Genomic DNA, 25842 nt, shown 5'->3' on the forward strand with positions numbered 1-25842 from the left:
ACGATGATGTACGGCACGCCAACCTGACGGGCCAGCAGGATGTGCTCGCGCGTTTGCGGCATCGGGCCGTCGGCAGCCGAGCAAACCAGGATCGCGCCGTCCATCTGCGCGGCGCCCGTGATCATGTTCTTCACATAGTCAGCGTGGCCCGGGCAGTCAACGTGGGCGTAGTGGCGGTTGGCCGTCTCGTATTCCACGTGTGCGGTGTTGATCGTGATGCCGCGTGCCTTCTCTTCCGGCGCTGCGTCGATTTCGTCGTACTTCTTGGCCGCGCCGCCGAACTTCGCAGCCAGCACCGTGGCAATCGCTGCCGTCAGCGTCGTCTTGCCGTGGTCAACGTGACCAATCGTACCTACGTTCACGTGCGGCTTGGTCCGCTCGAACTTTTCCTTTGCCATGTTTCAGCTCCTAATGGAATACAGTCAGATTCAATTCTTTGCGCCGCCACGCAGGTCATGCGCGGCGGCGAAGCTTTATTACTTGCCCTTGGCCGTCATCACAGCTTCGGCGATATTCTTCGGTGCCTCGGCGTAGTGCTTGAATTCCATGGTGTACGTGGCGCGGCCTTGCGTGGCCGAGCGCAGCGCGGTCGAGTAACCGAACATTTCCGACAGCGGAACTTCGGCCTTGATGATCTTGCCGCCGCCAACCATGTCGTCCATGCCCTGCACGATGCCGCGGCGGGACGACAGATCGCCCATCACGGTACCCGTGTAGTCTTCCGGCGTTTCCACTTCCACGGCCATCATCGGCTCCAGCAGAACCGGGCTGGCCTTGCGCATGGCTTCCTTGAAAGCCATCGAGCCGGCCATGCGGAACGCGTTTTCGTTCGAGTCCACGTCGTGGTACGAACCGAACGTCAGCGTGACCTTCACGTCCACCACCGGGAAGCCAGCCAGGATACCGGCCGGCAGCGTGTCGACGATACCCTTCTCCACCGCCGGGATGTATTCGCGAGGAATCACACCGCCCTTGATGGCGTCGATGAACTCGAAGCCCTTGCCCGGCTCTTGCGGTTCCAGCGTGATCACGGCGTGGCCATACTGGCCGCGGCCGCCCGACTGCTTGACGAACTTGCCTTCGACGTCCTCGGCCTTCTTGCGAATGGTTTCGCGGTAGGCCACCTGCGGCGCGCCGATGTTGGCTTCCACGCCGAATTCGCGCTTCATGCGGTCGACCAGAATTTCCAGGTGGAGCTCGCCCATACCCGAAATGATGGTCTGGCCCGATTCTTCATCGGTACGCACGCGGAACGACGGATCTTCGGCGGCCAGGCGGTTCAGGGCGATACCCATCTTTTCCTGGTCAGCCTTGGTCTTCGGCTCGACAGCCTGCGAGATCACCGGCTCCGGGAACACCATGCGCTCGAGCACGATCGGGGCAGCCGGATCGCACAGCGTGTCGCCGGTGGTCGCGTCCTTCAGGCCCACGGCAGCGGCGATGTCGCCGGCCAGCACTTCCTTGATTTCTTCGCGCTGGTTGGCGTGCATCTGCAGAATACGGCCCAGACGCTCCTTCTTCTGCTTCACCGGGTTGTACACGGTGTCGCCCGAGTTGATCTTGCCCGAGTAGACGCGGAAGAAGATCAGCTGGCCGACGAACGGGTCGGTCATGATCTTGAATGCCAGCGCCGAGAACTTCTCGTTGTCGTCGGCCTTGCGCTCGAGCTTCTTCTCGTCGTCGCTTTCGTCCACGCCCTTGACCGGCGGAATGTCGACCGGCGACGGCAGGAAGTCGATCACGGCGTCCAGCATACGCTGCACGCCCTTGTTCTTGAACGCGGTGCCGCACAGCATCGGCTGGATTTCGCAGGCGATGGTACGGTCACGCAGCGCCTTGACGATCTCGGCACGGGTCAGCTCTTCGCCGCCCAGGTACTTTTCCATCAGCTCTTCGCTGGCTTCGGCGGCGGACTCGACCATCTTCTCGCGCCATTCCTCAGCGACGGCCTGCAGTTCGCCCGGGATGTCCTGGTATTCGAACTTCACGCCCTGGCTGGCTTCGTCCCAGATGATCGCCTTCATTTCCAGCAGGTCGATCACGCCCTGGAAGCCGTCTTCAGCGCCGATAGGCACCACGACGGGCACCGGGTTGGCCTTCAGGCGGGTCTTCAGCTGGTCGTAAACCTTGAAGAAGTTCGCGCCGGTACGGTCCATCTTGTTGACGAACGCCAGACGCGGCACGCCGTACTTGTTGGCCTGACGCCAGACGGTTTCCGACTGGGGCTGCACGCCACCCACTGCGCAGTACACCATGCAGGCGCCATCCAGCACGCGCATGGAACGCTCCACCTCGATGGTGAAGTCCACGTGCCCCGGGGTGTCGATGATGTTGAAGCGGTGCTCGGGATAGTTGCCGCCCATGCCCTTCCAGAAGGCGGTGGTAGCAGCGGAGGTAATCGTGATGCCACGCTCCTGCTCCTGCTCCATCCAGTCCATGGTGGCCGCGCCATCATGCACTTCACCGATCTTGTGATTCACACCGGTGTAGAACAGGATCCGCTCGGTCGTGGTGGTTTTACCCGCGTCAATGTGAGCCGAAATACCGATGTTACGGTAACGCTCAATGGGAGTCTTACGAGCCACTTTAATCCTCTATTCGTCCATGAGGCGCAGAAATCTCATGGTCTGCGCCCTTAACACAAACGGGCGAGATGTGTGAAAACACAGCCCGCCCGGCAACCAACAGCGTTTTTCGCGCGCTTTAGAAGCGGAAGTGCGAGAACGCCTTGTTGGCTTCGGCCATGCGGTGTACTTCGTCGCGCTTCTTCATTGCGCCGCCGCGGCCTTCTGCAGCTTCCATCAGCTCACCTGCCAGGCGCAGCGCCATCGACTTCTCGCTGCGTTTTTTCGCGGCCTCGCGCAGCCAACGCATCGCCAATGCCAAACGACGCGACGGACGGACTTCGACCGGAACCTGATAGTTGGCGCCGCCCACGCGACGGCTCTTCACTTCCACCACCGGCTTCACGTTGTTGATCGCAACGGAGAACACTTCGATGGGGGCCTTGCCTGCCTTCTTTTCGATCTGGTCGAACGCGCCGTACACGATACGTTCGGCAACCGACTTCTTGCCGTCCAGCATCAGCACGTTCATGAACTTGGCAACTTCAACGTTACCGAACTTCGGATCAGGCAAAACGTCCCGCTTGGGGACTTCACGACGACGTGGCATCTTCTTTCCTTAAGATTCAGTTGAGAGGCGGTCTGAATAATCGCGCTCTCCGGCCACCAACTAGCTTGCCAGCACACTGACTGGACAAATTCGCCGGGTGACCACTTACTCGACGGCACGGCGCACAAAAACGCTCCGTTGTACCGCCGCCTGGTGACAGCTCCATGACGTCCTGTCATGGCTGTCGGATATTGCTTTGCGTAAAAGCTTAGGCAGCCTTCGGACGCTTCGCACCGTACTTCGAACGGGCCTGCTTGCGGTCCTTCACGCCTTGCAGATCCAGCGAACCACGGACGATGTGGTAACGCACACCCGGCAGATCCTTCACACGGCCGCCGCGGATCAGCACGACCGAGTGTTCCTGCAGGTTGTGGCCTTCACCGCCGATATACGAAATGACTTCGAAACCGTTGGTCAGGCGCACCTTGGCCACCTTACGCAGTGCCGAGTTCGGCTTCTTCGGCGTCGTGGTGTACACACGGGTGCACACCCCGCGACGCTGGGGGCAGTTCTCAAGCGCCGGGCTCTTGCTCTTGACGACTTCAGAGACACGCGGCTTGCGAACCAGTTGGTTGATAGTTGGCATTGTTCAATCCAGCTTGGTTTTACAAAAACACCCCTTCGCCAGGCTCTGGCCAAGGGGCAACTACGGGTTTTGGACGGGAAAGGTGAGCGGACGCTCTGAAGGAAGGGCTGTGAAGTGACAGACTTGCCAAAGAGCGCGAGCTCGCCCGGATCCCGCTGCCGCCTGCCTGGTTGCGCCGCTGAGGGCACAATTCCGAGGGACGTGCGAAATCCAAAGCCAAAAACTCGAATCTGGCACTCTAGCAGGGGCGCTGACAACGGTCAAGGGGTATACGCGACGTATACCTTGGGCCTCCCTGCCTCGCCGGGCCGCCGGCCCGTTCAGCCGCCGCGCAGCGTCTCGAGGATTTCCTCGCCGTAACGCTCGAGCTTGGATGCACCGATTCCGGGCACCTCCGCCAGTTCGTCGAGCGATTCCGGCGCGCTGCGCGCCAACTCGGCCAGCGTGGCGTCGTGGAAGATCACGTAGGCCGGCACGCCGTGCGATTTGGCGGTGGCCGTGCGCCAGGCCCGCAGCGCCTCCCAGTGGGCCAGCGTATCGGCATCCATCGTCGCCGTGTGATCGGTACGCGGCCCGCCGCGCCCCGCCCGTTCCCCGGATTTGCCCGGCTTGCTGACCTGCCGGCGCAGCGTGACCGACTGCTCGCCCTTGAGCACGGCCCGCGCTGGATCGCCAAGCAACAGCGCGCCATGGCCGCCGTGATCGATCACCAGCAGGCCGTGAGCAATCAACTGCCGGAAGATGGCATGCCATTCGGCCACCGACAGATCCTTGCCGATGCCGAACGTCGACACCTTGTCGTGGCCCCACTGCCGGATCTTCTCGCTGGCATTGCCGCGCAGCACGTCGATCAGGTGGGTCGCGCCAAAATGCACGCGGCTGGCCTGCGCCGTGCGGTACACGCAGGACAGCGCCATCTGCGCCTCGCGCGTGCCGTCCCAGGTGGCGGGCGGCTCCAGGCAGGTATCGCAGTTGCCGCAAGGGCCCGCCGATTCTTCAAAATAGGCCAGGATCCGCACGCGCCGGCAGCCCGCCGTTTCGCACAGACCCAGCAGCGCGTCGAGCTTGGACGATGACACGCGCTTGTGCGCGTCGTCGGCCTCCGACTCGTCGATCATGCGCTTCTGCTGGACGACATCGCCAAGCCCGTAGGCCATCCAGGCATTGGCCGGCAGGCCGTCGCGGCCGGCGCGCCCGGTTTCCTGGTAATAGCCTTCCATGCTCTTGGGCAGGTCCAGATGCGCCACGAACCGCACATCGGGCTTGTCGATGCCCATGCCGAAGGCGATGGTGGCCACCATCACGATGCCCTCTTCCTCGCGGAAGCGCGCTTGGTGATGCTGCCGCACCTGCGCATCCATGCCGGCGTGGTAGCCCAGCGCGTTGATGCCGTGACTGGCCAGCCATTGCGCGGTGTCTTCGACCTTCTTGCGCGACAGGCAATAGACAATGCCGCTGTCGTGCCCGCCGTCGCCGTTCATGTGCTCGGCCTTGATGAACGCCAGCAGCTGGTTCCGCGCGTTGTCCTTCTCGACGATGCGGTAGCGGATATTGGGACGATCGAAGCTGGAAATAAAGACGCGCGCATCGTCGAGCGCCAGCCGCTCGATGATCTCGTTACGCGTCAGCGCGTCGGCCGTGGCGGTCAGCGCAATGCGCGGCACATTCGGGAATCGCTCGTGCAGCACAGACAGCTGGATATATTCCGGCCGGAAGTCGTGGCCCCATTGCGACACGCAATGCGCCTCGTCGATGGCGAACAAACCCACGCGGGTGCGATCCAGCAGATCCAGAAAGCGCGGCGTCATCAGCCGCTCGGGCGCCACATAAAGGATGTCCAGCCGCCCGGCCAGCAGGTCGCGCTCGACCGCCGACGCCTCGCTGCTGCTGAGCGTGGAGTTCAGCACCGCGGCGCGCACGCCGGCTTCGGTCAGCGCCGCCACCTGGTCCTGCATCAGCGCGATCAGCGGCGACACCACGATGCCCACGCCCTGGCCGGCCTGCTGGCGCAGCAACGCCGGAATCTGATAGCAAAGCGACTTGCCACCGCCGGTCGGCATCAGCACCAGGCAATCGCCGCCGTCCGCCACATGGTCGATGATCTCCGCTTGCGTGCCACGGAATGCGTGGTAGCCGAAGACTTCTTTGAGGATCGCCAGGGCGCGCGACATGGGACAGCAGCAGATCGGAAAGCCGGGAAAGGCGTAACCATACCACTCCATGCCCGATCGGACGGAATGTGTCTGCGCCGGTGTGGCACTGGCGCCAATCGCCACACGGGATTTGGCGGCGCCGCCGACAGTCTTGCGCCAGCACAAGCACCGTGCGGCACGCCGGTCATAGGATGGCAGGCGAGGTCCCCAACATAGCAACATGCAGCGCCATTCCTTTTCCCTGCCCATCGAGATCCTGCGCGATGGATCGGAACCGTACAAGCGGCAGATCATGCGGCAGGTGGAACACATGATCCTGTCCGGCCGTCTGCAGCCGGACGATCGGCTACCGTCCATCGCCTGCCTGGTTGCCATGCTGCGCGTCTCGCGCAACACCGTGGTCGGCGCCTATGAAGGCCTGACCGACGCCGGCCTGCTGCGGGGCGAGCCGGGTCGCGGCTTCTATGTGGCGGAAGCAATCCCGCGCGCGTCGCCCGCGCCACCTCCCGCCCCGGCCATCCCCGAGGCGCCAGCGTTGCCTCCCCGATCCTCGCAGGCGAGTGCCGGCATATCGCCGCCCGGCGTGCATGCCGCACCGCCCCGCTATCCCGTGACGTTCGACTTCAAGATCGGACGTCCCGCGCCAGATGCCTTTCCGACGCGCCGCTGGGCCATGTTGTCGAACCCGCTGCTGCGCCAGATGCGGCACGCCATCAGCGAATATCCGCCGGCGGAGGGCCTCTGGGGCCTGCGCATGCAGATCGCCGACTACCTTGCCGCGACCCGCGCGCTGGCCGTCGATCCGACGCAGATCCTGATCGTCGCCGGTGTCCAGGAGGCATTGCACCTGCTTGCCGCGCACCTCGTCCACCACGGTGACCGCGTCGTGGTGGAATCGCCCGGCTATGCGGGCTTCTGCAATCTGCCCCACCTCCGGCACGCGGTACGGATCGCGGTACCTGTCGACGCGGACGGCCTGTGCACGCACGCGCTACCGCATGGGCCGGTGCAACTGGCGTACACCACGCCGTCGCATCAATATCCGCTCGGCTACACGATGTCGATGGACCGGCGCCGCGCGTTGCTGGATTGGGCCGCGCAAGTCGGCGCCTGCGTGATCGAGGACGACTACGACGGCGACTTCGCGTACGACAGCGCGCCGCCTCCGCCGCTCATGGCGCTTGATCCATCGCGTGTGGTCTACGTCGGATCGTTCTCGAAGGTACTCGGGCCGGGCTTGCGTCTCGGATACATGGTGTGTCCGCCCTGGCTGACCGACGCCATCGCGCGTCGCAAGGCGTTGCTGAATCACGGATGTCCCTGGCTCGAGCAAGCCGTGCTGGCACGGCTGTTCGAGTATGGCGACTACAGCCGGCATCTGTACCGGCTGCGCCGCCGCTATCGCGAGCAACGCGATGCCCTGCTCTCCGGCTTGCGCGACATCTGGGGCGCTCACTGCCAGATCAGCGGCGCAGGCACCGGCATGCATGTGGCACTGCACTTGCCGCCCGACACCCCGGACGCCACCAGTATCGCGAACCGCGCGCTGGCGCAAGGCGTGAGGCTGTACACCATGGAAGAAGCCGCCTGTGCGCACATTCCCGCAACCGGCAACCGCGTGCTACTTCTGGGCTACGCCTCGCAGAACGTTGCACAGATCCGCGAGGCGATGTCCAGGCTAATGCTCACGGTGGCCGGTTGCCACGCCCGGCAACCGGCTTCCAGCACATCGGTCAGTCTGGCCGGGGATGCCTCAGTGCGCCCCGGGCATCGTGCCGAAATGGCGTGACAACGCTTCGATGGCAGCGTCGTCCAGGGGCTCCGCCATCGGTCGCATCACGGCATCATCTCGCCGCGCGGCCTTGAAGTCGCGCAGTTGCTTGGCCAGGTATTCCGGCTTCTGCCCGGCAAGATTGGGATACAGGGCGACGCTACTGATGCCATCGACCCCATGGCACGACGCGCACAGCGGCAGGATGGCCGCCACCTGATCGGGCAGCTTCTGCGCTGCCGGCGCAGTCGTTGCGGATGGCGTCGCGGCTGTGGCAGACGTGGCCGCATGCACCGTCATGGCCGCCGTCATCAGGGCGAGCAGCGCGGCCGGCTTGTTCCATCGAGACTTGATCATGGCCACTCTCCTCAGTTCTTTCGCGTCGCCGGCAAACCCACCGAGATCCACTGCGTGCGCGCACGCGAGAAGATGCCAGCAGGGCTTTCCATCTTGTGTTCGGCTACCAGGGCAAGCGTCTTGCTGTCGTAGACGCGCAGGCGATCGCCGTAGTAGCCGGCGCTGACGTACAGGTACTGGCCATTCCGGGTGTATTCCGGGAAGAAGGCATGGCCGCCGGCGTCGAGCGTGCGCACGACTTCGAGTGATTGCTTGTCGATCAGCTGGATGTGCGCAGCCTTCTTGTCCTTCGAGACGATATCCACGGCCACGTACGGTGCGTCGGGATGCGCGGCTGGGGATTCCGTTGGGCCATCCACCTTGATGTTCTTCACCACCGAGAAGTCGCTCGTGTCCCACACCGTCACGACATCGCCTTTGTCGCATTTGCCGATATTCGTGCCGAACGCCAGCATCCGGCCGCCCACCGGGGTCACGGCACCGGAGCCCACGTGGGGCTGGCAGCCCGCCGGGATATCGCGCGCCACCTTGTTCTCCTTGAGGTCGATGGCCACGATCTTGTTGTCGCCGTAGGACGCCACCATCGAGTACCGCCCATCGGGCGTCAGGAATGTGTCGTGCAGCATGCGGCCCACGCCTTCCAGCTTCGTTACCGGCATGCCTTCGCGGTCCGGATCGACGATCCAGATCTGGCCGGCCTGACGCAGCGTCAGCGCAAACTTGTTGTTGATGCGGCTGCCGATGACCGGGCCACCCGCCGACTGGATGAACTTGCCATCGGGGTCCTTGCCTTCGAGCCGCAGGTATTTAACAGGCTCCAGCGTGTCCGCCTTCAGAATCACCACCAGGTTCGGCACGAAAGAACTGGCCGCCAGCCATTTGCCGTCCATGGACACGGCGATACCCGGCCCGGTCAACCCTGTCTTGATCTTGCGCACGACCTTGAGCGAGTAGAGGTCGATCTTGTAGACGTGGCCGTCGTCGCTCTTCAGCCAGGCCCATCGCTCGTTGACGGGGCTGAACTCCATGATGTGCGGCGCGATCGGCGTGGCAATTTCGCCAACTACCTGATGGGTCATGCCATCCAGGAACACCGTCTTCGCGTTGTCGCTGCCCGTACCGCGCCCGTAGCGACCGCGCGCCATGACCACCATCAGGTCATAGACCGAGCCGATCTGATACGTGGGCTTGGACGGAAGCGTGGATTCATCCACGAGCACTTCCAGGCTGTCGCGAATCTGCTGCATCGACCATTCCGGCTTGCCCACGGGCTGGGTCCGGATGTACTCGGCCACCAGCCGGATGTCCTCATCGGACATGCGCGAATGGAACGGCGGCATCAGCGTATCGGGGATGCCGGTCATGATCGCGCCACGCAGCGCGGCATCGCTCTGCACCAGCCTGTCCTTGTGCAGGGCGGGCCCGACGTAGCCGCCCCGGCTGGCGGAATGACAGACCGCGCAATTGGCCTGGTAAAGGTCGTCAGCGCGTTTCAGCGCGTCTGCCGTCATGGCGTACAACGCGCCAGACACACTGGCGAGCATGGCGGCAACTAAAGTCCTGGCAAGCATCGTCCGGATCCTCCGTGGGTAGTTTGAGTAGTAACGATGCGATCAATGTGCCATCGCGCTTCCTCCACGCCTGGGGGATGCAACGGGAATTCCGATGGGTACGGTTTCGCCGATGTCGCGGATCGGCATCATTCCCCGGATTTACGCCCGAGCAAACCTGACGAATTTGCGATAGCGCAAGAGTCGGCCTGCCGACGCGGACTACGATCCGAAGATCTACGCCCGTGCCATTCGTATGCCCGCCCTCGAGTCATTCGGGCAAGCCGGCATCTTCGGCGGGTGCCTGACGTGTGGGTAACTGATGCGGTGGCCTTACTGAAGGCCGCCAGGCAGCGGGATGCCCCGCCCGGACAGCGGATCGGGATCGACGGGACGAGGCATGGTGGCCGGCGATGTGTCTCGACGCACGGCATCGATTTGCTGCTGCCGCGCCTGCTGCTCAAGCATGGCGCACAGATTCGCGTCGCCCTTGCCGGCGGCGCAATCGTGCTGCTGCGTGAAGCGCAGTTGGCGCTCGTCTTCGATCGTTTGCGGCGGCTTTGGGGAAAGGTTCAGCTGAAACGCATGGGCCATCGACGCCGTGGCGATCATGGCACCGCATCCGGCCGCGCTCAGCAGCCGACAAACCCAACGTGCAGGTGTCTGTAGCGTCATGATCGAAGCTCTGCCGGGCGAGCGGAATGAAAGATCCCACACCGTAGCGCCACTGCCGACCTGCCGGCTTGATCCATACCAAGCGATCGAACCGATCGGCGCGAGACGAAAAAAAACCCGGCTCGATCGAGCCGGGTTTTTCATTGCTGCGTAACTGCGAGGAATCGCGATCAGACTGCGTCGCCGTCGCCCTCGGTGGCTTGCACCACCGGCGGCTCGATGAAGAGCGATTGCTCTTCGTCGCTGATCGCCTGGGCGCGTTCGCGCTCGGCTGCCTCGCGTGCCTTGCGGGCACGGTGGTAGGCCAGGCCAGTACCGGCCGGGATCAGACGACCCACGATCACGTTTTCCTTCAGACCACGCAGGTCGTCGGTCTTGCCCATGATCGCGGCTTCGGTCAGCACGCGCGTCGTTTCCTGGAACGATGCCGCCGAGATGAAGCTGTCGGTCGACAGCGACGCCTTGGTAATACCCAGCAGCAGGTTCTCGTGGATGGCCGGACGCTTGCCCTCGGCGATCACGCGATCGTTTTCGTCAAGCAGTTCCGAACGCTCCACCTGTTCACCCGGGATGAACTTGGTATCGCCCACGTCCTGGATCTGCACGCGGCGCAGCATCTGACGAACAATCACTTCGATGTGCTTGTCGTTGATCTTCACGCCCTGCAGACGGTACACGTCCTGCACTTCGTCCACGATGTAGTGCGCCAACTCTTCGATGCCCTTCAGGCGCAGGATGTCGTGCGGGTCCGCCGGACCTTCCACGATCATTTCGCCCTTGTTCACCACCTGGCCGTCGTGCACCAGCACCTGCTTTTCCTTCGCGATCAGGAACTCGTGGGCGTTGCCGTCCAGGTCCGTGATCACCAGGCGCTGCTTGCCCTTCGTGTCCTTGCCGAACGACACCGTACCGGTGACTTCCGCCAGCACGGCGGCGTCCTTCGGCGAACGGGCTTCGAACAGCTCGGCCACTCGCGGCAGACCACCGGTAATGTCACGGGTCTTCTGCGATTCGGTCGGGATACGTGCCAGCACTTCACCCACGTGCACCTGCTGACCATCCTTCACGGTAATCAGCGCGCCCACCTGGAAGCCGATGGTCACAGAGTGATCCGTGCCCGGAATCTTGACTTCCTGGTTGTTCGCGTCGAGCAGCTTCACCTGCGGGCGCAGGCCCTTGGTGGCAGCCGTACGGCGCTTGGCGTCGATCACCACGAGGGTCGACAGGCCCGTGACTTCGTCCATCTGCTTGGCAACGGTCACGCCTTCTTCCACGTTCTCGAACTTGATCGTGCCCGAGTATTCGGAAACGATCGGACGAGTCAGTGCGTCCCACGTGGCCAGCTGCGTACCGGCCTTGATGGCCTGGCCGTCCTGCACCAGCAGCGTGGCGCCGTACGGGATCTTGTGGCGCTCGCGCTCGCGGCCGTGGTCGTCCGTGATCAGTGCCTCGCCCGAACGCGAGATCACGATCAGTTCGCCCTTGGCGTTCGTCACGTAGCGCATGGTTGCCGTGAAGCGCACCGTACCGGTGGCCTTGGCTTCCACGCTCGATGCCACTGCCGCACGCGATGCCGCACCACCGATGTGGAACGTACGCATGGTCAGCTGGGTACCCGGCTCGCCAATCGACTGTGCAGCGATCACGCCCACAGCTTCGCCCGAGTTCACCAGCACGCCGCGGCCGAGGTCGCGGCCGTAGCACTTGGCGCACAGGCCGTAGCGCGTGTCGCACGACAGCGGCGTGCGGACCTTGACTTCGTCCACGCCGATGTTGTCGATCAGCTCGACCAGGTCTTCGTCCAGCAGCGTGCCGTTTTCGATCGCGGTTTCCTGGGTTTCAGGGTTCACCACGTCGCCCACCGTCACACGGCCCAGAATACGGTCGCGCAGGGCTTCGATCACTTCACCGCCTTCGACCAGGGCCTTCATGGCCACGCCGTTGGTCGTGCCGCAATCGTCTTCCACCACGACCAGATCCTGCGTCACGTCGACCAGACGACGGGTCAGGTAACCCGAGTTTGCGGTCTTCAGTGCCGTATCGGCCAGGCCCTTACGCGCGCCGTGGGTCGAGATGAAGTACTGCAGAACGTTCAGGCCTTCACGGAAGTTCGCCGTAATCGGCGTTTCAATGATCGAGCCATCCGGCTTGGCCATCAGGCCACGCATACCTGCCAGCTGACGAATCTGTGCCGCGCTACCGCGAGCACCCGAGTCCGCCATCATGTAGATCGAGTTGAACGATTCCTGCTTGACGGTATTGCCGTTGCGATCGACCGTATCTTCGTGCTGGAGCTGCTCCATCATCGCCTTGCCCACCTGGTCGCCAGCGGCGCCCCAGATGTCCACGACGTTGTTGTAACGCTCCTGGTCCGTCACCAGACCCGACATGTACTGCTTGTCGTATTCCTTCACCTTGGCGGCCGCGTCGGAGATGATCTTCTCCTTCTGCGGCGGCACCAGCATGTCGTCGATGGCGATCGAGATACCGGCGCGCGTTGCCAGGCGGAAGCCCGACTGCAGCAGCTTGTCGGCGAAGATCACGGTCTCGCGCAGACCGCACTTGCGGAATGCCGTGTTGATCAGGCGCGAGATTTCCTTCTTCTTCAGCGGCTTGTTCAGCACCGAGAACGGCAGGCCCTTCGGCAGGATCTCGGACAGGATCGCGCGGCCGACCGTGGTGGCCTGCAGCGTGATCTTGGGTGCGAAACGTGCGTCGCCGTCGGCGTCCTTGTTCACCACTTCATACTCGGTGATACGGACGTTCACGCGCGATGCGAGCTCGACTTCCTTGTTTTCGTAGGCACGGATGACTTCGCTGATGTCAGCAAACGTCATGCCTTCGCCCTTGCCGTTGATCTTGTCGCGGGTCGTGTAGTACAGACCCAGCACAACGTCCTGCGACGGCACGATCGACGGATCGCCGTTGGCCGGGAACAGCACGTTGTTCGACGCCAGCATCAGCGTGCGGGCTTCCATCTGGGCTTCCAGCGACAGCGGCACGTGAACGGCCATCTGGTCACCGTCGAAGTCGGCGTTGAATGCCGCGCAGACCAGCGGGTGCAGCTGGATGGCCTTGCCTTCGATCAGCACCGGCTCGAACGCCTGGATACCCAGGCGGTGCAGCGTCGGCGCGCGGTTCAGCATCACCGGGTGCTCGCGGATCACCTCTTCGAGGATGTCCCACACCACCGGCGTCTGGCTTTCCACTTCCTTCTTCGCCGCCTTGATGGTGGTGGCGATGCCCATCGTTTCCAGCTTGTGGAAGATGAACGGCTTGAACAGCTCCAGCGCCATCAGCTTGGGCAGACCGCACTGATGCAGCTTGAGCGTCGGACCCACCACGATGACCGAACGGCCCGAGTAGTCCACGCGCTTGCCCAGCAGGTTCTGACGGAAACGACCGCCCTTACCCTTGATCATCTCGGCCAGCGACTTCAGCGGACGCTTGTTGGCGCCCGTCATCGCCTTGCCGCGACGGCCGTTGTCCAGCAGCGAGTCGACCGCTTCCTGCAGCATGCGCTTTTCGTTGCGCACGATGATTTCAGGGGCCTTCAGCTCCAGCAGGCGCTTCAGACGGTTGTTACGGTTGATGACGCGGCGATACAGGTCGTTCAGGTCCGACGTGGCGAAACGGCCACCATCGAGCGGCACCAGCGGACGCAGTTCGGGCGGCAGCACCGGCAGCACTTCCAGGATCATCCACTCGGGCTTGATGCCCGAACGCTGGAACGCCTCCAGCACCTTCAGGCGCTTGGCGAACTTCTTGATCTTGGCTTCGGAACCGGTGGCCTGCAGCTCGGCGCGGATCTGTTCGATCTGCTTCTCGATGTCGATGCCGCGCAGCAGTTCACGGATGCCCTCGGCACCCATCATGGCCACGAACTCGCCCTCGCCGTACTCGTCGCACTTGGCCAGGTAGTCGTCTTCCGACATGATCTGGCTCTTCTTGAGCGGGGTCATGCCGGGTTCCAGCACCACGAACGCTTCGAAGTACAGCACGCGCTCGATGTCGCGCAGCGTCATGTCGAGCACCATGCCCAGACGCGACGGCAGCGACTTCAGGAACCAGATGTGCGCGGTCGGCGCGGCCAGTTCGATGTGGCCCATGCGCTCGCGGCGCACCTTGGCCAGCGTCACTTCGACGCCGCACTTCTCGCAGATCACGCCACGGTGCTTCAGGCGCTTGTACTTGCCGCACAGGCACTCGTAGTCCTTGATCGGGCCAAAGATCTTGGCGCAGAACAGACCATCGCGTTCCGGCTTGAACGTACGGTAGTTGATCGTTTCCGGCTTCTTCACTTCGCCGTACGACCACGAACGGATCTTCTCCGGCGAGGCCAGACCGATCTTGATCGCGTCGAACTGCTCTTCCTGCTGAACCTGCTTAAAGAGATCGAGCAATGCTTTCATTGCAACTCCTTGTTTCGCCGCCGGTCCGGAGTCTGTCCGGAGCGGCGGCATTCAATCCTGTGGGAAACCTGCGCTGGTGGGTGCCCGCCGTGGCCGGCACCCGCATCAATCGGCGAATCAGTAGCGATCCAGATCGATGTCGATACCCAGCGAGCGGATTTCCTTCACCAGCACGTTGAATGATTCCGGCATGCCGGCATCGATCGAGTGCTCGCCCTTGACGATGTTTTCGTACACCTTGGTACGGCCGTTCACGTCATCGGACTTGACCGTCAGCATTTCCTGCAGCACGTACGATGCGCCGTAGGCTTCCAGTGCCCACACTTCCATCTCACCGAAACGCTGGCCACCGAACTGGGCCTTACCGCCCAGCGGCTGCTGCGTCACCAGCGAGTACGGGCCGGTGGAACGGGCGTGCATCTTGTCGTCCACCAGGTGATGCAGCTTCAGCATGTGCATCACACCCAGCGTGACCGGACGCTCGAACGCTTCGCCGGTGCGGCCGTCGTACAGCGTGACCTGCTGCTTCGATGCCGTGAGGCCCTTCTCCCGGGCGATCTCGTCCGGGTAGGCCAGGTCGAGCATGCGGCGGATTTCGGCTTCGTGCGCACCATCGAACACCGGCGTGGCAAACGGCACACCCTTCTTCAGGTTGCCTGCCAGCTCCAGCACTTCGGCATCGCTCAGGCTGTCCAGGTCTTCCGGCTTGCCGCTCTCGTTGTAGATCTGCGCGAGCAGCGGACGGAGTTCCTGCGCCTTGGCCGACGCCTTGAGCATGTCGCCGATGCGCTGGCCCAGACCGCGCGCGGCCCAGCCCAGGTGGGTTTCCAGAATCTGGCCCACGTTCATCCGCGACGGCACGCCCAGCGGGTTCAGCACGATGTCCGCCGGCGTACCGTCGGCCATGTACGGCATGTCTTCGATCGGGACGATCTTCGACACGACACCCTTGTTACCGTGACGGCCGGCCATCTTGTCGCCCGGCTGCAGGCGGCGCTTGACGGCCAGATACACCTTGACCATCTTGATCACGCCCGGCGGCAGTTCGTCGCCCTGCGTCAGCTTCTTGCGCTTCTCTTCGAAGGCCAGGTCGAACTCGTGACGCTTCTGCTCGATGGCTTCCTTCACGGCTTCCAGCTGGGCAGCCACTTCCTCGTCGGCCGGACGGATGTCGAACCAGTGGTACTTGTCCAGGTCGGCCAGGTACTCGCGGGTCAGCTTGGCGCCCTTGGCCAGCTTCTTCGGACCGCCGTTGACGGTCTTGTCGAGCAGCAGGCGCTCCAGACGCTGGAAGGCATCGCCTTCCACGATACGCAGCTGGTCGTTCAGGTCCAGGCGGTAACGCTTCAGTTCGTCGTCGATGATCGACTGGGCGCGCTTGTCGCGCGTCACGCCTTCACGCGTGAAGACCTGCACGTCGATCACGATACCGCTCATGCCCGACGGCACGCGCAGCGACGTGTCCTTCACGTCCGAAGCCTTCTCGCCGAAGATCGCGCGCAGCAGCTTCTCTTCCGGCGTCAGCTGGGTCTCGCCCTTCGGCGTGACCTTGCCCACCAGCACGTCGCCGGCTTCCACTTCGGCGCCGATGTACGTGATGCCCGACTCGTCCAGACGCGCCAGTTGCGCTTCGGCCAGGTTCGAGATGTCGCGCGTGATTTCTTCCGGTCCGAGCTTCGTGTCGCGGGCCACGACCGACAGTTCCTCGATGTGGATCGAGGTGTAGCGGTCTTCGGCAACCACACGCTCCGAGATCAGGATCGAATCCTCGAAGTTGTAGCCGTTCCACGGCATGAATGCCACCAGCATGTTCTGGCCCAGTGCCAGCTCGCCCAGGTCGGTCGAGGCGCCGTCAGCGATCACGTCGCCGCGGGCAACGATATCGCCAACCTTCACCATCGGACGCTGGTTGATGTTGGTGTTCTGGTTCGAACGCGTGTATTTGATCAGGTTGTAGATGTCCACGCCAACTTCGCCGGCCACGGCTTCGTCGTCGTTCACACGAATCACCACACGCATCGCGTCGACGTAGTCCACCACGCCGCCACGCATCGCCTGCACGGCCGTACCCGAGTCAACGGCCACGGTGCGCTCGATGCCGGTACCCACCAGCGGCTTGTCCGGACGCAGGCAAGGCACGGCCTGACGCTGCATGTTCGCGCCCATCAGTGCACGGTTCGCGTCATCGTGTTCCAGGAACGGCACCAGCGATGCGGCGGCCGACACGATCTGCGACGGCGCCACGTCGATGTACTGCACGCGGTCCGGCGTGACCATACGCGTTTCACGCTCGGAACCTTCACGCGCCGACACCAGTTCGTCGGTCAGGTTGCCGTCGGCGTCAACGGTCGCGTTGGCCTGCGCCACCACGTACTTGCCTTCCTCGATGGCCGACAGGTAATCCACCTGGTCGGTCAGCTTGCTGTTTTCCACCTTGCGGTACGGCGTTTCCAGGAAGCCGTATTCGTTCAGGCGGGCATACAGCGCCAGCGAGTTGATCAGGCCGATGTTCGGGCCTTCCGGCGTTTCGATCGGGCACACGCGGCCATAGTGGGTCGGGTGCACGTCACGGACTTCAAAGCCGGCGCGCTCGCGCGTCAGACCGCCCGGGCCAAGGGCCGAAACACGGCGCTTGTGCGTGATTTCCGACAGCGGGTTGGTCTGGTCCATGAACTGCGACAGCTGCGACGAACCGAAGAACTCGCGAATCGCCGACGAAATCGGCTTCGAGTTGATCAGGTCATGCGGCATCAGGTTCTCGGTCTCGGCCTGGCCCAGACGTTCCTTGACGGCACGCTCCACGCGCGACAGGCCGGCGCGGAACTGGTTCTCGGCCAGCTCGCCGACGCAACGCACGCGACGATTGCCCAGGTGGTCGATATCATCGACTTCGCCCTTGCCGTTACGCAGGTTCACCAGGATCTTGATCGTCTCGAGGATGTCCTCGTCCTGCAGCACCATGCTGCCCTCGCCGCTCGGGCGCGACAGACGGCTGTTGACCTTCATGCGGCCAACGCGCGACAGGTCGTACGACTCTTCGCTGTAGAACAGGCGCTGGAACAGGGCTTCCACGGCGTCCTCGGTGGGCGGCTCGCCCGGACGCATCATGCGGTAGATGGCAATACGCGCGGCCGTCTGGTCGGCGGTATCGTCCACGCGCAGCGTCTGCGAAATGTACGGACCCTGGTCGAGATCGTTCGTGTACAGCGTCTGGATCTGCTTGACACCGGCTTCGCGCAGGTTTTCCAGCAGCGTCTCGGTCAGCTCGTCGTTGGCGTTGGCAATCACCTCGCCGGTATCCGGGTCGATGATGTTCTTGGCCAGCACGCGGCCCAGCAGGTAGTCCTCGGGCACGCTGATCAGCTTGGTGCCGGCGGAATCCAGGTCACGGATGTGCTTGGCGTTGATACGCTTGTCCTTCTCCACGACGACGCGGCCGTTCTTGTCGGCGATGTCGAAGCGCGCGACTTCACCGCGCAGACGCTCGGGCACGAACTCGAGTTGCGCGCCTTCGCCCTGCAGCGTGAAGTTGTCGAACACGAAGAAGTGCGCCAGGATCTGTTCCGGCGTCAGGCCGATCGACTTCAGCAGGATCGTCACCGGCATCTTGCGGCGGCGGTCGACGCGGAAGTACAGGATGTCCTTCGGATCGAATTCGAAGTCGAGCCACGAGCCGCGGTACGGGATGATCCGTGCCGAGAACAGCAGCTTGCCCGAGCTGTGCGTCTTGCCCTTGTCGTGCTCGAAGAACACGCCCGGCGAGCGGTGCAGCTGGCTAACGATGACACGCTCGGTGCCGTTAATCACGAAAGAACCGGTCGACGTCATGAGCGGAATTTCGCCCATGTAGACTTCCTGCTCCTTCACTTCCTTCACCTTGCCAGGATTTTCGCGATCGTTGATGATCAGGCGAACCTTGGCACGCAGAGCCGAGTGGAACGTCAGGCCACGCTGCTGGCATTCCTTGACGTCGAACGGCGGGTTGGACAGGTGATACGAGACAAACTCCATACGGGCAAGCCCGTTATGGGAGGAGATTGGGAAAATCGCGTTGAAAGCGGCCTGCAGACCCTCGCTTTTGCGACGCGCGGTCGGCGTTTCCGCTTGCAAGAACTGGGTGTAGGATTCAATCTGTGTGGCAAGCAGGAATGGAACCTGATGAACCGTCGCGCGCTTCGCAAAGGATTTGCGAATGCGCTTCTTTTCGGTGAAGCTGTACGCCATGGGATCTCCGAATCATCGCAGGGCTGGCTGGACCTGGCCGGCACCTGAGGTGTTCAGCGACTGGGAGGGGATTTGGCGGTTGGCCGCTACCAACCTCTGGCTGACGGTGCCCGCACGCTGCGGACGGTGTGGTCATTGCACGGCGCAATGCCTGCACACGTCCGGGGGACACCCGACCAAACTTGTCTTCTGCAGTCGGTTCAGAAGACAAACATCAGCAACCACCTAGTGTGCCACTGATGTTTGGCTTCTGCTGAGGCAGCGATGGATTATCGCCTGCCAAGCATAGCTTAATTCACATTTCGCCCATTCGGGCCGGTTTGCGCCACCTCTCGGGTGCCGGATCGAACACCTCCGCAGAAGCGCAAAAAGGCTGGCGCCGGGAATTTCCCTTTGCCAGCCCCTGCCGCGTGCCACAGAGGCACGCGCGGTACCACTTACTTGACGTCGACCTTGGCGCCGGCGTCTTCCAGCTTCTTCTTGGCTTCGTCGGCAGCGGCCTTGTCCACGCCTTCCTTCACGGGCTTCGGTGCGCCATCGACCAGGTCCTTGGCTTCCTTCAGGCCCAGACCGGTGATTTCGCGCACGGCCTTGATCACGCCAACCTTGTTGGCGCCGACTTCGGCCAGGATCACGTTGAACTCGGTCTTTTCTTCAGCAGCGGCAGCACCGCCAGCGCCCGGGGCAGCAGCCACAGCCATGGCAGCAGCCGACACGCCAAACTTCTCTTCGAACGCCTTGACCAGGTCGTTCAGTTCCATCACGGACATCGCGCCAACGGCTTCCAGGATGTCGTCTTTAGTGATTGCCATTTGGATTACTCCTACTAGATTTGATTCGGGATCGGTATTGCGATCTGTCTATGCGGCAGCTCAGGCGGCCGGGGCTTCCGCTTCCGCGGGAGCGCCTTCGGCGTTCTTGGCAGCCAGTGCGGCCAGCAGACGGGCGAAGCCCGACACCGGCGCCTGCATCACGCCAAGCAGCTGCGAGATCAGTTCTTCACGGCTCGGGATCGAAGCCAGGGCCTTCACGGCACCAGCGTCGAGCACCTTGCCGTCGTACGACCCAGCGCGCAGGACCAGCTTGTCGTTGGTCTTGGCAAAGTCGTTCAGAACCTTGGCCGAGGCCACTGCATCTTCGGAAATACCGTAGATCAGCGGACCGGTCATCTGCTCTGCGAGGGCTGCAAACGGCGTACCTTCGACGGCACGGCGAGCCAGCGTGTTCTTCAGAACGCGCAGGTACACGCCTTGCTGACGAGCGTTGGCACGCAGCTTGGTCAGATCGCCAACCGCAATGCCGCGATATTCGGCCACGACGATAGTCTGGGCCTTGGCGACTTGCGCCGAGACCTCAGCAACGACGGCCTTCTTATCTTCAATATTGAGTGGCACGGTTAAGCTCCAAAACGATGCGTATTCGACGGTTGCCCGCCAAACGGCGCATCAGTCCAAACGAACGGCGTCCGATTGGCCCGAATCCACCGGATTGCTCCGGCGTCATCAATCCCTTCGGGTGCGCCATCTGCGCTGGCGGGCCGGCTGCCATCGGGGCAAGCCCCGCATGTGCCGACCGATTAAGTCCACGCTGCCAGAGGCGGTGTGAACACCAGCGGTCTTTGATAACCAGCAGCATCTGCCGCGCGCCATGCGCGCCGCTGATGCCACTGCCCAAAGCCTTGCGACGATCGCGGCACTGCCACGATCCTCAATTCCTGCCCTGGCCGGTGTTATCGGGATCCGGTCAGAGGATTGCCGTCAGCTCAGGCCGACAGCGAGGTCTGTTCGACGCGAACACCAACGCCCATCGTCGACGACACGGCCACCTTGCGCAGGTACACACCCTTGCTGGTTGCCGGCTTGGCCTTGACCAGGGCGTCCAGCAGGGCGCTCAGGTTGCTCTTCAGAGCGGCGTCGTCGAACGAACGGCGACCGATGGTGGCGTGGATGATACCGGCCTTGTCGACACGGAATTGCACCTGACCAGCCTTGGCGTTCTTCACGGCCTGGGCCACGTCCGGCGTCACGGTGCCAACCTTCGGGTTCGGCATCAGGCCGCGCGGGCCGAGGATCTGGCCCAGCGTACCGACGATACGCATCGTGTCCGGCGAAGCGATCACGACGTCGAAGTTCAGGTTACCGGCCTTGACTTGCTCGGCCAGGTCTTCCATGCCGACCACTTCGGCGCCAGCAGCCTTGGCGGCCTCGGCCTTTTCGCCCTGGGCGAACACGGCCACACGGACGCTCTTGCCGGTACCAGCCGGCAGCACGACGGAACCACGAACAACCTGGTCCGACTTCTTGGCGTCGATGCCCAGTTGCACGGACACGTCGATCGACTCGTCGAACTTCGCCGAGGCGCAGCTCTTCACCAGGCCCAGGGCCTCGTCGATCGGGTAAAACTTGGTACGCTCGATCTTCGCCTTGTTGGCGGCGACGCGCTTCGAAACCTTAGCCATTTACAGACCCTCCACGGTGATGCCCATCGAACGCGCCGAACCAGCGATCGTACGCACGGCGGCGTCGAGGTCGGCGGCGGTGAGGTCAGCGTTCTTGGCCTTGGCGATTTCTTCAGCCTGGGCGCGGGTAATCTTGCCAACCTTGTCGGTATGGGGCTTCGGCGAACCCTTGGTGATGCCTGCTGCCTTCTTGATCAGCACGGTCGCCGGGGGCGACTTCATCACGAACGTGAAGCTCTTGTCGGCGAAGGCGGTGATCACCACCGGCACCGGCAAACCGGGTTCCATACCCTGGGTCTGGGCGTTGAACGCCTTGCAGAACTCCATGATGTTCAGACCACGCTGACCCAGTGCGGGACCAACGGGCGGGGAGGGATTTGCCTTACCAGCCGGAATCTGCAGCTTGATAAAGCCAATGATCTTCTTGGCCATCTTTACTCCAATCCGGATCCGTTCCTGTTGCGGAAATCAGATCCTGTTGAGTCGTAACGCGCTATCGCCATGCCGGGGCAGGGCCTCACGCTCCTCTTCGGGCCGGCCTGCCGGCCGCCCTATCCTTCCGCCGCCACCCTTGCGGGCCGCAGCGGAGAAAATCCTCAAACCTTTTCGACCTGGCCGAATTCGAGCTCGACCGGCGTTGCGCGCCCGAAGATCGTGACCGTCACGCGCAGGCGCGACTTTTCGTAGTTCACTTCTTCGACGTTGCCGTTGAAGTCGGTGAACGGGCCGTCCTTGACGCGCACCATTTCGCCCACTTCGAACAGCGTCTTGGGACGCGGCTTCTCGACCCCTTCCTGCATCTGGGTCATGATCTTGTCGACTTCCCGCTGGGAAATCGGGCTCGGACGGTTACGTGCACCGCCCACGAAGCCGGTCACCTTGCTGGTGTTCTTCACCAGGTGCCAGGTCTCGTCGGTCATTTCCATTTCCACCAGGACGTAGCCGGGGAAGAAACGACGCTCGGTCACCGACTTGTGACCGCCCTTGATCTCTACCACTTCTTCCGAAGGCACCAGGATGCGACCGAACTTGTCTTGCATCTCGGCGCGCTCGATGCGCTCCTGCAGCGCGCGCTGCACGCTCTTTTCCATGCCGGAGTAGGCGTGCACCACGTACCAGCGCTTCTTCGACGAAGGCGATTCTGCGGCCGTGGTTTCCTGCTGAGCGTTATCCGTCATGTGCTACCTCTTATTTCCAGCCCAGGACAAGGGAGAAGATCACCCACTCGATGAGCTTGTCGGCCGACCACAGGAACAGCGCCATGATCACCACAAAGGCAAACACGAGGCCCGTCATCTGACCGGCTTCCTTGCGCGTCGGCCAAACGACCTTGCGAACTTCCCGGTACGATTCACGTGCGAATCCCACAAAGTCCTTGCCCGGCGCGGAGACCAGCGCCACGACGACGCCCAGGGCGAGGCCGGCAAAAAGCGCGGCGCCACGTACGTACGACGGCTGCTGAGCCAGCGCGTAGAAACCGATGACTCCGGCAACCACCAGGAGCACCGCAGCGACGAGCATCCACTTGCCGCTCGAGGCGCCTACGGTTTCGACATTGGGATTAGCCATGTTTCGCAAACGAGACTAAGCCGCGTCACAAGTCTTACTCGCGACGCGGCTGATTGATTTGGCAGGGGCAGAGGGAATCGAACCCCCAACCTTCGGTTTTGGAGACCGACGCTCTGCCAGTTGAGCTATACCCCTAAAACAACTTTGGGGCCGGCTTCAAGCCAACCCCTCTGGCAAACGAACGCGACAGGTTGGTATCGCGCTCGCCAGTTCGACCAATTGCTTAGTCGAGGATCTTTGCCACAACGCCGGCGCCGACGGTACGGCCACCTTCGCGGATTGCGAAGCGCAGGCCTTCTTCCATGGCGATCGGGGCGATCAGCTTGACGGTGATCGACACGTTGTCACCCGGCATGACCATTTCCTTGTCCTTCGGCAGCTCGATCGAGCCAGTCACGTCGGTCGTACGGAAGTAGAACTGCGGGCGGTAGTTGTTGAAGAACGGCGTGTGACGGCCACCTTCGTCCTTCGACAGGATGTAGACCTCACCCGTGAAGTGCGTGTGCGGCTTGATCGAGCCCGGCTTGNTTGCTTAGTCGAGGATCTTTGCCACAACGCCGGCGCCGACGGTACGGCCACCTTCGCGGATTGCGAAGCGCAGGCCTTCTTCCATGGCGATCGGGGCGATCAGCTTGACGGTGATCGACACGTTGTCACCCGGCATGACCATTTCCTTGTCCTTCGGCAGCTCGATCGAGCCAGTCACGTCGGTCGTACGGAAGTAGAACTGCGGGCGGTAGTTGTTGAAGAACGGCGTGTGACGGCCACCTTCGTCCTTCGACAGGATGTAGACCTCACCCGTGAAGTGCGTGTGCGGCTTGATCGAGCCCGGCTTGCACAGGACTTGACCACGCTCCACGTCTTCGCGCTTCGTGCCGCGCAGCAGCAGACCCACGTTGTCGCCCGCTTGACCTTGGTCCAGCAGCTTGCGGAACATTTCCACGCCCGTGCAGGTCGTCTTCACCGTCGGGCGGATACCCACGATTTCGATTTCTTCACCGACCTTGACCACGCCACGCTCGATACGACCGGTCACCACCGTGCCGCGACCCGAGATCGAGAACACGTCTTCCACCGGCATCAGGAACGTACCGTCAACGGCGCGCTCCGGCGTCGGGATGTACGAGTCCAGTGCGTCGGCCAGGTTCATGATGGCCACTTCGCCCAACTCGCCCTTGTCGCCTTCCAGCGCCAGCTTGGCCGAACCCTTGATGATCGGGGTGTCGTCGCCCGGGAAGTCGTACTTCGACAGAAGTTCGCGCACTTCCATTTCCACCAGTTCCAGCAGCTCGGCGTCATCGACCATGTCGCACTTGTTCAGGAACACGATGATGTACGGCACGCCAACCTGACGGGCCAGCAGGATGTGCTCGCGCGTTTGCGGCATCGGGCCGTCGGCAGCCGAGCAAACCAGGATCGCGCCGTCCATCTGCGCGGCGCCCGTGATCATGTTCTTCACATAGTCAGCGTGGCCCGGGCAGTCAACGTGGGCGTAGTGGCGGTTGGCCGTCTCGTATTCCACGTGTGCGGTGTTGATCGTGATGCCGCGTGCCTTCTCTTCCGGCGCTGCGTCGATTTCGTCGTACTTCTTGGCCGCGCCGCCGAACTTCGCAGCCAGCACCGTGGCAATCGCNACGATGATGTACGGCACGCCAACCTGACGGGCCAGCAGGATGTGCTCGCGCGTTTGCGGCATCGGGCCGTCGGCAGCCGAGCAAACCAGGATCGCGCCGTCCATCTGCGCGGCGCCCGTGATCATGTTCTTCACATAGTCAGCGTGGCCCGGGCAGTCAACGTGGGCGTAGTGGCGGTTGGCCGTCTCGTATTCCACGTGTGCGGTGTTGATCGTGATGCCGCGTGCCTTCTCTTCCGGCGCTGCGTCGATTTCGTCGTACTTCTTGGCCGCGCCGCCGAACTTCGCAGCCAGCACCGTGGCAATCGCCGCCGTCAGCGTCGTCTTGCCGTGGTCAACGTGACCAATCGTACCTACGTTCACGTGCGGCTTGGTCCGCTCGAACTTTTCCTTTGCCATTTCGCGACTCCTGTCTCGGTAGCAATTGCCAGTGCGGGTATTGATGGTGCCCATGGGCAGGATCGAACTGCCGACCTCTCCCTTACCAAGGGAGTGCTCTACCACTGAGCCACATGGGCGAATCTTGACTTACTTTTGCGACGGCAACCTGGAGACTGGAGCGGGTGAAGGGAATCGAACCCTCGTCGTAAGCTTGGAAGGCTTCTGCTCTACCATTGAGCTACACCCGCCCGGTTACTTCCTGCTTCACCGGCTTTCGCCAGGTTGTTGTCTTGCATTCTGGTGGAGAGGGCTGGATTCGAACCAGCGTAGGCGTAAGCCAACAGATTTACAGTCTGCCCCCTTTAGCCACTCGGGCACCTCTCCGCAGAGAACTTGTGATTATGGTGTAACTTACCGGGGCTGTCAAGTGCTTTCCGTTGAAGAAAGCAACTTTGCGGATCGCTCCAGAAGCCTGCAATACGTCGCCAGAAGGCTTCGTTTGCGGACCAGAATCATCGATCTGAAATCGACGCTCTCACCCTATAGGGCACGCAGGAAGCCGCTTCCAGCGCCTCGGAGAGGCCGATCTGTCGCTTTTGCGTTTTCGCCCGCGCAAAAGCAAAACCCCCAAGCTTTAAGGGCTTGGGGGTTCTGGGTATAAGAGCCTGGCGATGACCTACTTTCACACGGGTAGTCCGCACTATCATCGGCGCAAAGTCGTTTCACGGTCCTGTTCGGGATGGGAAGGGGTGGTTCCAACTCGCTATGGTCACCAGGCATGAGGGGTTGCCGCGCTGAGATGCATCAGCGCAGCGAATCTGGGGTGTAGTAAGGGGGTTGTGTTGTATGCCTGTGGCACACGCGGACTCGGGTCCCACCAGGTCAAACACACTGGTTAT

18 protein-coding genes, 4 tRNA genes, 1 rRNA gene and 2 pseudogenes are annotated in these 25842 nt (G+C 62.6%); 1 reads left to right on the forward strand and 24 read right to left on the reverse strand.

Translation table 11 applies throughout. The features are described 5' to 3' along the window. From D9X30_RS28475 to recQ, 5 genes are all read right to left on the reverse strand, one after another. On the reverse strand, positions 1 to 398 hold a 398-nt coding region (locus D9X30_RS28475), incomplete at its 3' end, for a GTP-binding protein (protein WP_153950358.1). 78 nt (positions 399 to 476) lie between these two features. After that, complete coding sequence (gene fusA, locus D9X30_RS28480; RefSeq protein ID WP_249641113.1) at positions 477 to 2585, reverse strand: elongation factor G; 2109 nt, start codon at positions 2583 to 2585, stop codon at positions 477 to 479. Positions 2586 to 2703: 118 nt separating this feature from the next. Continuing rightward, positions 2704 to 3174, reverse strand: coding sequence for a 30S ribosomal protein S7 (rpsG, locus tag D9X30_RS28485; RefSeq protein ID WP_066734316.1), 471 nt, complete (start codon positions 3172 to 3174; stop codon positions 2704 to 2706). A gap of 208 nt (positions 3175 to 3382) precedes the next feature. Next, a complete protein-coding gene (gene rpsL / locus D9X30_RS28490; RefSeq protein WP_010810460.1) occupies positions 3383 to 3760 on the reverse strand; it encodes a 30S ribosomal protein S12 in 378 nt (125 codons plus the stop codon). A 320-nt stretch (positions 3761 to 4080) separates the two neighbouring features. After that, entirely contained in the window at positions 4081 to 5931 is a 1851-nt protein-coding gene (recQ, locus tag D9X30_RS28495) for a DNA helicase RecQ (RefSeq protein ID WP_153950359.1), read from the reverse strand. Between the two features lie 202 nt (positions 5932 to 6133). Between recQ and pdxR the strand changes: the two genes are divergently transcribed. Further along, positions 6134 to 7702, forward strand: a complete 1569-nt coding sequence (gene pdxR, locus D9X30_RS28500; protein WP_153950360.1) for a MocR-like pyridoxine biosynthesis transcription factor PdxR — start codon at positions 6134 to 6136, stop codon at positions 7700 to 7702. Here the strand turns inward: pdxR and D9X30_RS28505 are convergent. The 19 genes and pseudogenes from D9X30_RS28505 to rrf form a co-directional block, all read right to left on the reverse strand. Continuing rightward, positions 7667 to 8041, reverse strand: coding sequence for a c-type cytochrome (locus tag D9X30_RS28505; protein WP_153950361.1), 375 nt, complete (start codon positions 8039 to 8041; stop codon positions 7667 to 7669). The two genes, pdxR and D9X30_RS28505, sit on opposite strands and share 36 nt — an antisense overlap. Positions 8042 to 8052: 11 nt before the next feature. Continuing rightward, positions 8053 to 9612 carry a nitrite reductase gene (locus D9X30_RS28510; RefSeq protein WP_153950362.1) on the reverse strand — a complete coding sequence of 520 codons (1560 nt, stop codon included), beginning with the start codon at positions 9610 to 9612 and terminating at the stop codon, positions 8053 to 8055. Positions 9613 to 9924: 312 nt separating this feature from the next. After that, positions 9925 to 10410, reverse strand: a complete 486-nt coding sequence (locus D9X30_RS28515) for a hypothetical protein (protein WP_153950363.1) — start codon at positions 10408 to 10410, stop codon at positions 9925 to 9927. A 26-nt stretch (positions 10411 to 10436) separates the two neighbouring features. Continuing rightward, the gene (gene rpoC / locus D9X30_RS28520; protein WP_092603747.1) at positions 10437 to 14678 is read right to left on the reverse strand and encodes a DNA-directed RNA polymerase subunit beta'; all 4242 of its coding nucleotides are present in this window, start codon (positions 14676 to 14678) and stop codon (positions 10437 to 10439) included. A 117-nt stretch (positions 14679 to 14795) separates the two neighbouring features. Further along, a complete protein-coding gene (gene rpoB / locus D9X30_RS28525; protein ID WP_153950364.1) occupies positions 14796 to 18902 on the reverse strand; it encodes a DNA-directed RNA polymerase subunit beta in 4107 nt (1368 codons plus the stop codon). A 437-nt stretch (positions 18903 to 19339) separates the two neighbouring features. After that, the gene (gene rplL, locus D9X30_RS28530) at positions 19340 to 19714 is read right to left on the reverse strand and encodes a 50S ribosomal protein L7/L12 (protein ID WP_029051590.1); all 375 of its coding nucleotides are present in this window, start codon (positions 19712 to 19714) and stop codon (positions 19340 to 19342) included. Between the two features lie 60 nt (positions 19715 to 19774). Then, positions 19775 to 20296 carry a 50S ribosomal protein L10 gene (gene rplJ / locus D9X30_RS28535; protein WP_029051589.1) on the reverse strand — a complete coding sequence of 174 codons (522 nt, stop codon included), beginning with the start codon at positions 20294 to 20296 and terminating at the stop codon, positions 19775 to 19777. 368 nt (positions 20297 to 20664) lie between these two features. Continuing rightward, complete coding sequence (gene rplA / locus D9X30_RS28540; protein ID WP_029051588.1) at positions 20665 to 21360, reverse strand: 50S ribosomal protein L1; 696 nt, start codon at positions 21358 to 21360, stop codon at positions 20665 to 20667. Next, complete coding sequence (gene rplK, locus D9X30_RS28545) at positions 21361 to 21792, reverse strand: 50S ribosomal protein L11 (RefSeq protein ID WP_010810467.1); 432 nt, start codon at positions 21790 to 21792, stop codon at positions 21361 to 21363. It lies immediately after the preceding gene. Between the two features lie 164 nt (positions 21793 to 21956). Next, entirely contained in the window at positions 21957 to 22538 is a 582-nt protein-coding gene (gene nusG / locus D9X30_RS28550; protein WP_008649197.1) for a transcription termination/antitermination protein NusG, read from the reverse strand. A 10-nt stretch (positions 22539 to 22548) separates the two neighbouring features. Further along, complete coding sequence (secE, locus tag D9X30_RS28555) at positions 22549 to 22929, reverse strand: preprotein translocase subunit SecE (protein WP_029051587.1); 381 nt, start codon at positions 22927 to 22929, stop codon at positions 22549 to 22551. Between the two features lie 59 nt (positions 22930 to 22988). Further along, positions 22989 to 23064, reverse strand: a tRNA-Trp gene (locus D9X30_RS28560). Between the two features lie 88 nt (positions 23065 to 23152). Next, the gene (locus D9X30_RS28565; protein ID WP_502799698.1) at positions 23153 to 23443 is read right to left on the reverse strand and encodes an EF-Tu C-terminal domain-related protein; all 291 of its coding nucleotides are present in this window, start codon (positions 23441 to 23443) and stop codon (positions 23153 to 23155) included. 18 nt (positions 23444 to 23461) lie between these two features. Further along, positions 23462 to 24565 (reverse strand): annotated as a pseudogene (gene tuf, locus D9X30_RS28570) (elongation factor Tu); the annotation flags it as partial. Further along, a pseudogene (locus D9X30_RS28575) lies at positions 24566 to 24961 on the reverse strand (GTP-binding protein); the annotation flags it as partial. A 44-nt stretch (positions 24962 to 25005) separates the two neighbouring features. After that, positions 25006 to 25080, reverse strand: a tRNA-Thr gene (locus D9X30_RS28580). Between the two features lie 37 nt (positions 25081 to 25117). Then, positions 25118 to 25191 (reverse strand) — tRNA-Gly (locus D9X30_RS28585). Between the two features lie 50 nt (positions 25192 to 25241). Further along, positions 25242 to 25327: transfer RNA gene (locus D9X30_RS28590), tRNA-Tyr, on the reverse strand. Positions 25328 to 25606: 279 nt separating this feature from the next. After that, positions 25607 to 25720 (reverse strand): 5S ribosomal RNA (rrf, locus tag D9X30_RS28595). Between the last annotated feature and the right edge of the window lie 122 nt (positions 25721 to 25842).

The organism is Cupriavidus sp. U2 (assembly GCF_009663685.2).
GTDB classification, from domain to species: Bacteria; Pseudomonadota; Gammaproteobacteria; order Burkholderiales; family Burkholderiaceae; genus Cupriavidus; species Cupriavidus necator_C.

What these genes read in the sequence shown, in the direction of transcription:
- rpsG (WP_066734316.1), bottom strand. Translation starts at nt 3,174, where the DNA reads ATGCCACGTCGTCGTGAAGTCCCCAAGCGGGACGTTTTGCCTGATCCG.
- rpsL (WP_010810460.1), bottom strand. Translation starts at nt 3,760, where the DNA reads ATGCCAACTATCAACCAACTGGTTCGCAAGCCGCGTGTCTCTGAAGTC.
- recQ (WP_153950359.1), bottom strand. Translation starts at nt 5,931, where the DNA reads ATGTCGCGCGCCCTGGCGATCCTCAAAGAAGTCTTCGGCTACCACGCA.
- pdxR (WP_153950360.1), top strand. Translation starts at nt 6,134, where the DNA reads ATGCAGCGCCATTCCTTTTCCCTGCCCATCGAGATCCTGCGCGATGGA.
- D9X30_RS28505 (WP_153950361.1), bottom strand. Translation starts at nt 8,041, where the DNA reads ATGATCAAGTCTCGATGGAACAAGCCGGCCGCGCTGCTCGCCCTGATG.
- D9X30_RS28510 (WP_153950362.1), bottom strand. Translation starts at nt 9,612, where the DNA reads ATGCTTGCCAGGACTTTAGTTGCCGCCATGCTCGCCAGTGTGTCTGGC.
- D9X30_RS28515 (WP_153950363.1), bottom strand. Translation starts at nt 10,410, where the DNA reads ATGAAAAACCCGGCTCGATCGAGCCGGGTTTTTTTTCGTCTCGCGCCG.
- rpoC (WP_092603747.1), bottom strand. Translation starts at nt 14,678, where the DNA reads ATGAAAGCATTGCTCGATCTCTTTAAGCAGGTTCAGCAGGAAGAGCAG.
- rpoB (WP_153950364.1), bottom strand. Translation starts at nt 18,902, where the DNA reads ATGGCGTACAGCTTCACCGAAAAGAAGCGCATTCGCAAATCCTTTGCG.
- rplL (WP_029051590.1), bottom strand. Translation starts at nt 19,714, where the DNA reads ATGGCAATCACTAAAGACGACATCCTGGAAGCCGTTGGCGCGATGTCC.
- rplA (WP_029051588.1), bottom strand. Translation starts at nt 21,360, where the DNA reads ATGGCTAAGGTTTCGAAGCGCGTCGCCGCCAACAAGGCGAAGATCGAG.
- rplK (WP_010810467.1), bottom strand. Translation starts at nt 21,792, where the DNA reads ATGGCCAAGAAGATCATTGGCTTTATCAAGCTGCAGATTCCGGCTGGT.
- nusG (WP_008649197.1), bottom strand. Translation starts at nt 22,538, where the DNA reads ATGACGGATAACGCTCAGCAGGAAACCACGGCCGCAGAATCGCCTTCG.
- secE (WP_029051587.1), bottom strand. Translation starts at nt 22,929, where the DNA reads ATGGCTAATCCCAATGTCGAAACCGTAGGCGCCTCGAGCGGCAAGTGG.